The following is a 12879-nucleotide window of genomic DNA, read 5'->3' as shown; positions in this document are numbered from 1 at the left end:
TCTTTTAATGTGTAATTGAAGGTTTGGCCTAATTTTATAGTTGAAACGCCCGAAATGTCCAATTTTCACAGAAATTCAACGTATTTCTATGAACTGAGCCCCAGATATGGCTAAACTAGGCGCTAATATCACAGCTAATTTTTCGTGCTTGAGTGAGAGGTTGGCTTATCTTATCTGATTCAGATTAGGAGCTTAGATGAATCGCACAGCATTAACCCGCTACCTTACGGAATTTCTGCAGGTGGGCAATTATAAGGACTATGCCCCCAACGGTTTACAGGTGGAAGGTAAGGAGCGAATAAAGACGATTGTGACTGGAGTGACCGCCTGTCAGGCGTTGATCGATAGAGCGGTTGAGCTAAATGCCGATGCCCTGCTGGTGCACCATGGTTTCTTTTGGAAGGGGGAGTCAGAGACCATTACCGGCATGAAGTATCGCCGTATTAAGGCGCTGATTAATAATGATATTAATCTTTATGGCTATCATCTTCCGCTCGATGGTCATCCTATGCTGGGCAACAATGCTGAGCTGGCTCGAGAGCTAGGCATTATCGATGCGGAATCGGTAGAAGGGGTTGCTCAAGGCCTTGTGTGGCAAGGACGTTTGGATGAACCTATGGCGCCAAGTGCGTTTGCTGCTCATCTTGCCAGCGTACTAGGACGTGAGGCGCTGCATCTTGGCGAGAGTGATAAAGCTATCCATCATCTGGCCTGGTGCAGTGGCGGCGCTCAAGATTATATCGATATCGCGGTTGAGCTAGGTGTCGATGCCTTTATTAGCGGCGAAGTATCTGAGCGCACCTTCCATAGCGCCGTAGAGCAAAATATTCATTACTACGCTGCGGGTCACCACGCCACAGAAAGATTTGGTATCAAGGCATTGGGCGAGCATCTGGCGAATGAGTTTGGCTTGACCCATCACTTTGTGGATATCCACAACCCAGTGTAGTGGCGCTGTGAACTGAGCTTATTATTAGGTGATAACCTAAAAGAAAAGGCCGCTAATTAGCGGCCTTTTTGCTTTAAATCAAAGGGGATTTGGCTTACTTGACTCGCATGCCAGGTTGAGCGCCTTCATGGGGCTCCAGAATCCACAGATCTTTCTTACCCGGTCCTGCGGCAAGCACCATACCCTCAGACATGCCGAAACGCATCTTACGTGGTGCCAGGTTGGCCACCATCACAGTTAGCTTGCCTTCTAGGTCTTCTGGGGCATAGGCTGACTTGATACCGGCAAAGACCTGCTTGGTTTCGCCACCTAGGTCGAGTTGCAGCTTAAGTAGCTTGTTGGCTTCAGGTACATGCTCTGCCTTGGCGATGCGAGCGATACGCAGATCCAACTTGGCAAAATCATCGAAGCTGATCTCTTCGCTGATAGGGTCAAGCTCCAGCTGGCTTTTAGGGGCTTCAGTTACCTGGAGGTTTTCGGTCGAGGCTTCAATGATGGCTTCGATGTTTTTCATTTCGACGCGCTGCATCAGGGCCTTGAATGGCGCAATTTCGTGACCGCTCAGATCTTTGGCTAAATCATCCCAAGTCAGTTCAAGTTGCAGGAAGGTCTCAACATCCTGGGCCAGTTTAGGCAACACAGGCTTAAGATAAGTAACCAGGATGCGGAACAGGTTCAGCGCATTGCTACACACCTGATGGGCTTCCTCTTGCTTATCTTCCTGCTTAACTAGTTGCCAAGGTGCAGCATCGGCAACATAGGCGTTGGCGATATCGGCAAGCGCCATGATTTCACGCATTGCTTTACCAAATTCGCGGGTTTCGTAAAACTCGGCAATCGTATCGGCTTTGGCGAGGAAGGTTTCGCTCAGGCTGGTATCGGCTACCTTGGCGAGCTTGCCATCGAAACGCTTGCTGATAAAGCCTGCGGTGCGTGAGGCGAGGTTAACCAGTTTACCCACGAGATCTGAGTTGACGCGTTGAGCGAAGTCTTCCAGGTTAAGGTCTAGGTCATCGATACGGCTGCTGAGTTTAGCCGCGTAGTAGTAACGCAGGTACTCAGGGTTTAAGTTATCCAGATAGGTTCTGGCCTTGATAAAGGTACCCTTAGATTTTGACATCTTGGCGCCGTTTACCGTCACATAACCATGGGCGTATACGCTGTTTGGCTTACGGTAACCTGCACCTTCAAGCATGGCTGGCCAGAAGAGGCTGTGGAAGTAAACGATATCCTTACCGATGAAGTGGTACACCTCGGCGGTAGAGTCTTTGGCCCAGAATTCGTCGAAGCTTAGGTCGCTACGCTTGTTACACAGATTTTTGAATGAGCCCATATAACCGATAGGAGCATCGAGCCAGACGTAGAAGAATTTACCCGGCGCATCAGGGATCTCGAAACCAAAATAGGGGGCATCACGGGTGATATCCCACTGCTGTAGGCCTTGGTCGAACCATTCGCCCAGCTTGTTGGCCATCTCTTGTTGCAGTGAGCCTGAGCGGGTCCACTCTTTTAACATCTCTTCGAAGGCGGGAAGGTCGAAGAAGAAGTGCTCAGTTTCTTTCATCACAGGTGTTGCGCCTGATACCGCCGACTTAGGATCGATCAGATCCGTTGGGCTGTAGGTCGCGCCGCAGCTGTCACAGTTGTCGCCATACTGATCGACAGACTTACACTTAGGGCAGGTGCCTTTCACGAAGCGATCCGGCAGGAACATAGACTTTTCAGGGTCGAATAGCTGAGAGATGGTTTTCGACTTGATATAGCCACCATCGCGCAGCTTTAAGTAGATCTCGCTTGCCAGTTCACGGTTCTCATCGCTGTGAGTGCTGTGGAAGTTATCGAACTGGATATTAAAGTCGGCAAAATCTTGCTGATGTTCTTTCTGTACCTGAGCGATCATCTCTTCAGGCGCCATGCCCAGCTGTTGTGCTTTAAGCATGATGGGTGTGCCGTGGGCATCGTCTGCACAGATATAGTGACATTCGTGGCCGCGTAGCTTTTGAAAACGCGCCCAGATATCGGTTTGAATATATTCAAGCATGTGACCTAAATGTATGGGGCCATTGGCGTACGGAAGTGCGCTGGTCACGAGAATTTTACGTTGTGAAGTTGCCATCTTGTCTCTAAATCAGTAAGTGCCCAAAAAGAATGGCATAGATACTAACCGATCATCGCTAAAGTTTCATCAAAAGCTGCTTTAAGTGAATTAAATCTATCCGAATATGAAGAGTTTTTCTGATACACTTATTCAAATTTATTTTCGGAGGTAGTCGTTTTGTCTTCAGCGTCTCAGAATTATCATCTCAGTGATGATCTGCTTGGTCCGGTTTTGGCGATTTTAGATGCCCATCAAGATCCCTATTTAATGCAAGGTTTGGTGAGCGCAGGTTGTGTGACCAAGCTAGATATCGAAGGCAAGCGATTGCAACTTGGGCTTTGTTATCCTTATCCCTGTCAGAGCCAGTATCGCGACACCGTTATGGCAATCACCAATAAGTTAGCAGTGCTCGATGCCATCGATGAAGTGGAATGTGAAATCGATTTTCAACCTGCCGTTATCTCTTCTGGCGCCGTTGAACCCTTACCAAACGTCAAGCAGGTGATCGCCGTAGCTTCTGGTAAAGGCGGCGTGGGGAAATCAACCACTTCAGTTAACCTGGCGTTGGCGCTCGCAGCCGAAGGCGCCAAGGTGGGTATACTCGATGCCGATATTTATGGTCCCTCAATTCCTTTAATGCTTGGTGTGCCCAACTTTAACCCTGTTTCGCCTGACGGCAAGATGATGACGGCTGCCGAGGCCCATGGCATCGCTGCACAGTCGATTGGTTTTATCGTCAGTGGTGATGAAGCTGCCGTGTGGCGCGGCCCTATGGCGGCGGGCGCCTTAGCACAGCTCCTCAACGAGACCTTGTGGCCAGAACTGGATTACTTGGTGATCGACATGCCACCAGGGACAGGTGATATTCAGCTCACCTTATCGCAAAAGGTGCCTGTGAGCGGTGCAGTCGTGGTGACTACGCCGCAGGATATCGCCCTAGCAGATGCCAAGAAGGGGATAAGCATGTTCCAGAAGGTGAATATACCTGTGCTGGGCATAGTGGAAAATATGAGCTTCCATATTTGCAGTGATTGTGGTCATAAGGAACACCTCTTCGGTGAAGATGGCGGTCTTAAGATGGCTGAGCGCTATAATGTGCCGTTGCTGGGCCAATTGCCTCTGCAACTCAATATTCGTGAGGATGTGGATAAAGGTGTGCCGACTGTGGTCGCCGACGGTGAGAGCCAAGTGGCCTTGCTGTATAAGGAGATTGCCAGAAAAGTCGGGGCACAACTTGCCCTGAGCCAGACACAGAGTGTCGTATCTATTTCAATTTCAGATGATGAGTAAGGTTTAAAAGCATGAATTCGCAATGTGTCATAATTGGTATCGCTGGGGCATCGGCGTCGGGTAAGAGTCTAATCGCGAAGACTATCTATGAGGAGTTATGTCGTGATTTGGGCACTGACCAGATAGGTGTGATTGCCGAAGATGCTTATTATAAAGATCAGAGTCATCTGTCGATGGATCAGCGAGTATTGACCAATTATGATCACCCCAAGGCACTGGATCATCAACTCTTGTGCGAGCACCTTAGCGCGCTGAAAAACGGTCAGGCGGTGGAAATTCCTCAGTATAGCTACACAGAACATACACGTTTGGCTGAGACTGTCACTATGACCCCGAAGAAGGTGATTATTCTTGAAGGGATCTTACTGCTAACCGATCCAAATCTGCGTGAGAAGATGGATGCCAGCGTGTTTATGGATACGCCTCTGGATATCTGTTTTATGCGCCGCTTGACGCGTGATGTGGCAGAGCGTGGCCGCACTATGGAGTCAGTCATGCAGCAGTATACTCAGACTGTGCGTCCTATGTTCCTGCAGTTTATTGATCCTTCTAAACAATACGCTGACATTATTGTGCCTCGCGGTGGTAAAAACCGCATTGCGACCGATATATTAAAAGCTAGAATTCAACATCTTTTAGCAAAATAGATTAGGTATTTTGGGAGTTCGGCTGGGATGCGTTTAACTGATTTAGACATTGAAACATGTTTAGACCACGGCAATATTGTGATCGCGCCGCGTCTGGGTGCTGATACCATAAGTGGCGTCAGTGGCGTCAGTGGCGATGTTAAATTAAGTGATCAGTTCTGCGTATTTCAAGGCCGTAGGGCTCCTTATATCGAGCTTAGTGGTCCCAACACAACGCTCTGCAAGAAGCCCTTGCTAGTCGGATCAGCCAGGACAACTAATGTCTGAAGCGATTTGGATTAACGGCCAGCGAAACACCAGCGTGTCGGCGCTCGACAGAGGCCTCGCCTATGGCGACGGCCTTTTTGCTACCATGCGTTGCCAAGGTGGTGAGATAGCCTTCCTAGAAAACCATCTACTGCGATTAGCACAAGGCGCGAAGCGCTTGGGGATCCCCTGGCAAGCGACTCAGGCATTGCGTAGTCAACTGGCAGAAGCTTGTGCGCAGGGCGATACCCAGTATTCAAACGATTTTTGTCTTAAGCTACTCATTAGCAGAGGCGTCGGTGGACGAGGTTACATGCCACCACAAAGCCCGCAGCTAACAGAGGTCATATCGCTTCATGAGATCCCTGCTCATTATCGCCAGTGGCAAGAAACAGGCATCAGACTGCAAACCAGTCAGGTGCGTCTGGCCAAGCAGGCGCTGCTGGCCGGCATCAAACACTTAAATCGACTCGAGCAAGTGTTGATCAGGGCTCAGGCGCTCGCCGAAGGCTTTGATGATTGGCTGGTCTGCGACACTGATACTGGTATTGTTGAAGCGTCTATGGCAAACCTCTTTTTTATTCAAGGACAAACACTGGTAACGCCGAGCCTGCATTTTTCTGGTGTGGCGGGAGTGATGCGTGAGCAGTTGATACTCTGGTTTGTCGCTGCCGGTTTTAATGTTGAGGCGCGTCAGGTGTTGCCCAGTGAACTCGCGAAATTTGACCATGTCCTGGCCAGTAATAGCTTGTTTGGGGCCGTTGGCATTACCCAAATAGATAACCATTCATTTAGCCTAAGTCCGCTGCTGGCAAACATTAGGCAAGAATTAAAACTAACGTTATGAGAAAACTGATTATTGGTGTGCTTGCTACACTCTTCACCCTGCTATGTGTGAGTGCGGTAGGTTTATATTGGGTTTATCAAAGTGTGGTGAGTTATAGCCAGACGCCCCTTAAGCTTCAACAGCCTATGGAATTTGAAGTTGCTCGCGGCACCTCTTTTTCGCAGATGGCTCTGGCATTGGAGCAAACCGGTGCCATAGATCAGCTTTGGAAGCTTAAGGTGTTGGTCAAGCTACATCCTGAGCTTGCCAAGATCCGCAGTGGTTTGTATCAAATCACCCCGAATGAGAGCATTATCGAGTTGCTTGAGAAGCTCAATCAGGGACGTGAGATGGTGTTTTCAGTTACCCTTATCGAAGGTCAAAGTATCAAAGAGTGGCGAGCACTTCTGAAGCAGTTGCCTCGCATTCAGTGGCAGGAGGAGCCTTTCCTGCGAGTGCTGCGAAATAATGGTGATGAGTCCAACTTGCCCGAAGGTAAGTTTTACCCAGATACCTATCATTATGGCGCCGGTGATTCTGTGTTGGTGATTTTGCAGCAGAGTTACCAAAAGATGCAGCAGGAACTCGATAAGGCCTGGCAACAGCGGGATAAAAGCATCCCGTTAAAAAGTCCTTATGAGCTGCTTATCATGGCCTCTATTATTGAGAAAGAGACAGGCAAGGCCAGTGAGCGCCCGTGGATCTCGGCGGTATTTACCAATAGGTTGCGTAAGGGGATGCGTTTGCAGACCGATCCAACCGTGATCTATGGTATGGGTGATCGCTATCAAGGTAACATCACACGTAAAGATCTGCGGGAGCAAACGCCATTCAATACTTATCGTATTAATGGTTTGACGCCAACTCCCATAGCAGCCCCAAGCACTGCATCCTTAATGGCGGCGGCGCAACCAGCTGATGTTGATTACCTCTATTTCGTGTCGAAGAATGACGGCAGCCATATCTTTTCTAAAACATTAAACGAGCACAACCGTGCTGTAGATAAATACCAGAGAAATCGATGAAGCAAAGCAGCGCGAAATTTATTGTTATTGAGGGCTTGGAAGGGGCAGGAAAATCCAGTGCCATCGCCTTGGTCAGAGACTTTATTGAAAAGCACAACGGTGAGGTGCCCGTTTGCACTCGTGAACCGGGTGGAACACCGTTGGCCGAGCGCATTCGTGACTTGGTTAAGATTGCCGATCCGAATGACCCCTTGTGTGACGAATCAGAGTGTTTACTCATTTATGCCGCTAGGGCTCAACTGGTTGCCAATGTGATCAAGCCTGCATTAGCAAAGGGCCGTTGGGTACTAGGTGATCGTCACAATCTTTCCTCTTTGGCTTACCAAGGTGGTGGTCGTCAATTGATGCCTTTGGTCGAGGCCGTGAGCCAGGCGACCCTAAAGGGTTTTAAACCCGATCTCACCTTATACTTGGATATCGACCCAAAGCTTGGGCTGCAAAGAGCAAGGGATCGTGGCGCGTTAGATAGAATTGAGCAGCAGGCCCTGAGCTTTTTCGAGCGTGCCAGGGCGACCTATCTGAAAATCGCTAACGAGGACGAGTCTATCGTGGTGATCGATGCAAGTCAGACTATGGCTGAAGTGCATAAAGAGATCTTAGCTGTGCTACAGCGCCAAGATTGGTAATGATAAAACAGGAAGGGACTATGCTGCTGCCTTGGTTAACAGAGCCTACCGCATCTTTTTGTCATCAGCTGATGACGGGGCAGCAAGGGCATGCCTACCTCTTGGGGATTCACCAAGGCTACGGTGGCATGGAGCTGGCGCAGACATTAGGCAAAGCCGCTCTTTGCACGGCGACAACGACCACAGGAGGCTGCGGCGTTTGCAAGAGCTGTCAGTTATTTGCTGCGGGTAATCATCCGGATTTTTATAATCTCGAGGCCGATGGTAATCAGATCAAGGTCGATCAAGTACGTGAACTGTGTCAGAAACTGACGGCAACCGCTCAGCAGGGCGGGATGCGGGTGGCAGTACTGAAAAACTGTGAACGCCTCAACACGGCGGCGGCCAATGCCTTGTTGAAAACTTTGGAAGAGCCAGGAAAGCAAACATTGCTACTGCTCCAGAGTGATACCCCTAGCCGTTTGATGGCTACCATAAGTAGCCGCTGTCAGCGCTTACATTGCCAGTTGCCTAGCAGGCAAGCGGTACAGACTTGGCTTAACGAGCAGTTTAGCCTGGAGCGCGATGTCACCTGGTGCTTGCCTGTGGTCGGCGGACCTGTCGATCTGTTAAGTGCTTTAAAAGATGAGCGTTATGAGACCTTGGTTAGCCTTAGAAAAGCCTGGATACAAAGTTTGTCGTCTGGACACCTGTGTGCTAACTTAACTAATATAAATGAAAAGCAAGTTTCTGATGCACTTAAAGTTTTGTATGTTGTTCTACGACAAAAACTGGTCAAGCAGAAAAATGCTGACGCGCTAATTAACATTAAGATAACAAAATTTGCAGCCGAGGTGATGGAGACGTATCATAGCTTGAGTATGATGCCCAATGTGAATTTTATGGCCGTTTTTCAGGCGTTTATCTTAGAGTATCAGTCGCTAACAACAAGTTAAAATAATATGGTCGATCTCGTGGTTAATTTTGATACATTACATCAGCTATATAGAGCTTACATGCCCTTTATCCAGCCGGCGGGCTTATTTGTGGCTACAACTGAGAGCCATTATTTAGGGCAGGAGTTAACCATTGCCTATCAACTGCCTGGTTCTACCGTTCGTCATGAGTTTCAAGGCTTGGTTGTTTGGATCAATCCGTTGGGCGCCTCGGGCGGTCGACCAGCAGGCATAGGGGTAAAGATCGTTACCGATGCCTCTACCCATAAACATCATATCGAAAACCTACTTTCTCGCGAACTCGCTTCAGGCGATTTGACCTGCACTATGTAGATAGCTATCCTTTGCCTCCTTTTAGTAGTGACTTAGGATTTTTGCGTGCTTATCGATTCCCATTGCCATCTTGATCGTCTAAAGGCGGCGCCAGATCAGGACTCATTGAAAAATATACTTGCCCAGGCTAAGGCCAGAGGTGTGGAGTACTTTTTGTGCGTCAATGTTCGTCAGCAAGGTTTTGCGGCCATGCAGGCGAAAATGGCAGAGTTTGAACAGGTGTTCTTGTCGGCTGGCGTACATCCGCTCGATGTACAGGAGGGGCTTGATACGGCGCAGTTACATGCTTACCTCAAAGATCCAAAAGTGGTCGCCATCGGTGAAACAGGATTAGATTATTACTACTCTGGTGAGACCAAGGCGTTGCAACAAACTTGCTTTGAGCAGCAGATCGCCTTGGCGGTAGAGGTTGATAAGCCGCTTATCGTTCATACCCGTGATGCGCGCGAGGATACCATTGCCATGTTAAAAGCGGGCCAGGCCGACAAAGTCGGTGGAGTACTGCACTGCTTTACTGAAAATTGGGATATGGCGAAGGCCGCTATCGATCTCGGCTTTTATATCTCAGTATCTGGCATTGTCACCTTTAAAAATGCAGGGGAGTTGCGCTCCGTTATCCGTAAGGTACCTAAAGACAGACTCCTAGTGGAGACTGATGCGCCTTATCTTGCACCTGTTCCCCATCGCGGTGAAGAGAATCAGCCTGCATTTGTACGTGATGTGGCCGAGTTCGTGGCCGAACTGCGTGGCGAGAAGTATGAAGAACTTGCTCAATATACCGGTGACAACTTCTTTAGGCTGTTTAAAGACGCAGCTAAACTTCTCTAGGCTGGTGAAAGGTTAGGGCTTTAAATATCGACCCCTGTATTGTCTCTATATAATAGCTTCTAGATATTTGAGACAAAAAAAGACCCAAAACTATTCCAATTGTTCTGGGTCTAGGGGAATGGCTCTTTGCAGAGCCGTGCGCTACTGTTTGAGATTGCCTCGAATTTGTCTCAGGCTTTTAGTGTAGTCAAACTCAGCCTCACTGCCGAGCTACCCTTGGTAAATATTCAGTCAAATTGTAACAAAATGTTTTCAACTGGTAATTGAGGCCTCCGCAGAAGGATCGACTTAAGTCGATCTACTTGGATATCGGTTCAACTTCACTCATTTCAGAATGGCAGATTTTATCTCGCACCAGATCCCGTGGCAGGCTATTTTTGAGTTTATTTCCCAAATGTTTTACCAGGCCTAAATGGGCCCCATGGTAGCTAACCAACTGCTCACCTTGAGGTTTCTCTTTATTGGCTAAAGTAATGTCACGTCCCATTAGGTATTGAATCGCCTGAACTTCGTCCAGCGGGATCCCTTGCGTATTATTGGCCAGCGCCATCAAGGCTTCATGGCGGGGCTTAAAGCCTTTCTTTAATGCATCGGCCAGTTTGAGGCCAATGCGCTGAAAACGTATCTTGCCGATGAGCGGTTGAATATTGTAGGGGAACAACCAAAATTCATCGTCTCTTTGCATTATCTCGCCCCGCGTAGTGAGATCGATCCCAAAGCTAGTGTCAAAGTAGTCGCACAGCGCCTGACTCGTTTTCTTGCCCGCAGACGCGAAGGGAAAATTCTTCTGTCTGCGAGGCTCCTCATCAGCGCGAGGAACAGTGGACAATTTTGAAATCTTGGCGATAAAGAAGCCTTCGCTGTCAAAGATCTGTGGCCAGACATGTAAAAAGCCCTCGTTGGTACAGGCCTTTTCGGCGCCGGGAAATAGTGCTGCAAGGGATTCAAATTGCACAGCCTCACCGTATTTGGCTTTGAGGTGTAGACACACATCTTGGTTTTCACGTCGGTTTAGGGTACAGGTTGAATAGACCAGAGAGCCGCCAGGTTTTAACGCCAAAAACGCCGACTCGATAAGGTCGCGCTGGACCGCAGCGATGGTTTCAATCTCATCTTCGTCCCAGTGTTTGAGCGCGTCAGGATCTTTACGTACTGTGCCTTCGCCGCCGCAGGGGGCATCGAGCAATATGTCATCGAATGTCTCATAAAGGTACTGACCAAATACTCTGGCATCGAAGTGTGTTAGCGCTATATTGCTGGCGCCCATACGCAACATATTGGCATGCAGTACCTTCACGCGGCTGGAGGAGTATTCATTGGCGACCAGTAAGCCTTGATTGGTCATCATGGCGGCCAGCTGAGTGGTTTTTGAGCCAGGGGCAGACGCCATATCGAGTACAGTCAGGGACGCTGCATCCTCTATAGGCTCGGGAAAGAGAGCCGTAGGCGGCAGCATAGAGCTGGCCTCCTGAATATAAAATAGCCCTTGAATGTGCTCTATGGTGTTGCCTAACTGCACCGACTCGTCGACCTTTACCCAAAATCCGTCAACACACCAAGGCACCGGCTCGAATAGCCAGCCTTTGGCACTCATCAGCGTGATGAAGTCTGAAGTTGCTATTTTGAGAGTGTTAACCCTGATAGAAGGGCGAAGGGGCTTGGCACAGTAGCTGATAAACTCATCCATCGAGAGATGATCCGGCATATCTTTAGCTATGCTATTGATAAATTTTTGATTTAGTTGAACCATAGGAAGCAGAAAAGAGATATTGTTATTCGGCAGTATACCACATCCATTATTGCGCCTTGAGTAAAGCTTTGGGTGAAAGGAGTCCCGGGTGTTAAATCGTGTTTGGTTTGCCTTTTTTGTCGTCGCCTTAGTGGCGATCGCCATTAGCCTGTTTCAAGGCCAATGGCAGATATTGTCTGCTGTGGTCGATGCCCTATTTGCCAGTGCCAAGTTGGCCGCCGAAATTGCCTTGGGGTTGATTGGCGTCTTATCTTTATGGATGGGGTTAATGCGTGTCGGTGAAAAAGCAGGTGTAGTCGGTGTTTTTGCACGGCTATTTGAACCGCTGCTAAGTCGCCTGATGCCAGAGGTGCCAAGAGGGCATCCCGCTTTTGGCAGTGTGACAATGAATCTGACTGCCAATGTACTCGGACTGGACAACGCTGCAACCCCTTTAGGGCTTAAGGCGATGCATGACTTGCAAACGCTCAATCCGGTGAAGAGTGTGGCCACCAACGCACAGATCCTTTTTCTGGTGCTCAATACTTCCTCGGTGACCTTAGTTCCCGTGACGGTATTCCTCTACCGCGCCCAGCAAGGTGCCGAGGCGCCGGCGGATATCTTTCTACCTATCTTGTTGGCGACGACGGCTTCGACCCTGGTTGGTGTATTGGTCGTGGCGCTGTATCAAAGGATATCGTTATTTAATAGCGTCATACTCGGGTATGGCGCCCTACTGCTGGCTGCAATGTCGGCCTTGGTTTTCTACCTTGGCACCTTGACTGTCACTGCTATCGGCGAATTTTCAACAACGATGGGCAATGGCATCTTAGTGCTACTGATTTTTAGTTTTATCTTGGTCGCAGGGCTACGCAAGGTGGCGGTCTATGATGAATTTGTGAGTGGCGCCAAAGAGGGGTTTACCCAGGCAGTACAGCTGATTCCCTATCTGTTAGCCATGTTGCTGGCGATTGCATTACTGCGCGCCTCAGGGGCTCTCGATTATCTGCTTGGGGTGATTGCAGCACTGGTTAACTTGTTGGGAGGCGATACCCGCTTTATCGATGCCTTGCCGACAGCGCTGATGAAGCCTTTTAGTGGCTCTGGCGCGCGGGCAATGATGCTGGAAACCATGCAGTATCATGGAGTAGATTCGTTTGCCGGACGTTTGGCGGCGGTCCTACAGGGGAGTACTGAGACCACTTTTTATGTGCTAGCCGTCTATTTTGGCGCCGTGGGGATACGTAATGGCCGCCACGCGTTAGTGTGTGGGCTTAGCGCAGACTTTGCAGGGATCTGCGCCGCCATCTGGGTCTGTTATCAGTTTTATGGTTAAGAAATAGGCTG

The 12879-nt window shown here is 49.1% G+C and carries 12 protein-coding genes; 10 read left to right on the top strand and 2 right to left on the bottom strand.

Annotated features, from left to right (window positions below; translation table 11 throughout):
• Window positions 1–196 precede the first annotated feature (196 nt).
• On the top strand, window positions 197–949 hold the full coding sequence (locus CFF01_RS11485) for a Nif3-like dinuclear metal center hexameric protein (protein WP_088904879.1): 753 nt from the start codon (window positions 197–199) through the stop codon (window positions 947–949).
• Window positions 950–1043: 94 nt separating this feature from the next.
• On the opposite strand, the gene metG is transcribed toward CFF01_RS11485, so the two are convergent.
• Entirely contained in the window at window positions 1044–3065 is a 2022-nt protein-coding gene (metG, locus tag CFF01_RS11480; RefSeq protein WP_088904878.1) for a methionine--tRNA ligase, read from the bottom strand.
• A gap of 159 nt (window positions 3066–3224) precedes the next feature.
• Here metG and apbC point away from each other — a divergent pair, with 159 nt between their 5' ends.
• The 8 genes from apbC (at window position 3225) to CFF01_RS11435 (ending at window position 9803) form a co-directional block, all read left to right on the top strand.
• A complete protein-coding gene (gene apbC, locus CFF01_RS11475) occupies window positions 3225–4337 on the top strand; it encodes an iron-sulfur cluster carrier protein ApbC (protein ID WP_033539544.1) in 1113 nt (370 codons plus the stop codon).
• An 11-nt stretch (window positions 4338–4348) separates the two neighbouring features.
• Window positions 4349–4984, top strand: coding sequence for a uridine kinase (gene udk / locus CFF01_RS11470; protein ID WP_033539545.1), 636 nt, complete (start codon window positions 4349–4351; stop codon window positions 4982–4984).
• A 259-nt stretch (window positions 4985–5243) separates the two neighbouring features.
• Window positions 5244–6077: an aminodeoxychorismate lyase gene (gene pabC, locus CFF01_RS11460; protein WP_088904876.1), complete on the top strand. Its 834-nt coding sequence runs from the start codon at window positions 5244–5246 to the stop codon at window positions 6075–6077.
• Window positions 6074–7081 carry an endolytic transglycosylase MltG gene (mltG, locus tag CFF01_RS11455; RefSeq protein ID WP_088904875.1) on the top strand — a complete coding sequence of 336 codons (1008 nt, stop codon included), beginning with the start codon at window positions 6074–6076 and terminating at the stop codon, window positions 7079–7081. Before pabC ends, mltG begins: the two co-directional genes overlap by 4 nt.
• The gene (tmk, locus tag CFF01_RS11450) at window positions 7078–7707 is read left to right on the top strand and encodes a dTMP kinase (RefSeq protein WP_088904874.1); all 630 of its coding nucleotides are present in this window, start codon (window positions 7078–7080) and stop codon (window positions 7705–7707) included. The genes mltG and tmk overlap by 4 nt, the downstream gene beginning before the upstream one ends.
• Window positions 7707–8642 (top strand): DNA polymerase III subunit delta', encoded by a 936-nt coding sequence (gene holB, locus CFF01_RS11445; RefSeq protein ID WP_232479427.1) that lies wholly within the window; start codon window positions 7707–7709, stop codon window positions 8640–8642. The genes tmk and holB overlap by 1 nt, the downstream gene beginning before the upstream one ends.
• Before the next feature lie 6 nt (window positions 8643–8648).
• Window positions 8649–8975, top strand: coding sequence for a PilZ domain-containing protein (locus CFF01_RS11440; RefSeq protein WP_033539550.1), 327 nt, complete (start codon window positions 8649–8651; stop codon window positions 8973–8975).
• Window positions 8976–9020: 45 nt separating this feature from the next.
• Complete coding sequence (locus CFF01_RS11435; protein ID WP_088904873.1) at window positions 9021–9803, top strand: TatD family hydrolase; 783 nt, start codon at window positions 9021–9023, stop codon at window positions 9801–9803.
• 298 nt (window positions 9804–10101) lie between these two features.
• On the opposite strand, the gene rsmF is transcribed toward CFF01_RS11435, so the two are convergent.
• Window positions 10102–11553, bottom strand: coding sequence for a 16S rRNA (cytosine(1407)-C(5))-methyltransferase RsmF (gene rsmF / locus CFF01_RS11430; protein WP_088904872.1), 1452 nt, complete (start codon window positions 11551–11553; stop codon window positions 10102–10104).
• Window positions 11554–11641: 88 nt separating this feature from the next.
• Between rsmF and CFF01_RS11425 the strand changes: the two genes are divergently transcribed.
• On the top strand, window positions 11642–12868 hold the full coding sequence (locus CFF01_RS11425; RefSeq protein WP_088904871.1) for a nucleoside recognition domain-containing protein: 1227 nt from the start codon (window positions 11642–11644) through the stop codon (window positions 12866–12868).
• The last annotated feature ends 11 nt before the right edge of the window (window positions 12869–12879 follow it).

The sequence above is a fragment of the Shewanella marisflavi genome (assembly GCF_002215585.1).
Classification (GTDB): domain Bacteria; phylum Pseudomonadota; class Gammaproteobacteria; order Enterobacterales; family Shewanellaceae; genus Shewanella; species Shewanella marisflavi.
Note: the sequence above shows the minus strand (reverse complement) of the source record. Positions and strands in the feature narration are given on the sequence as shown.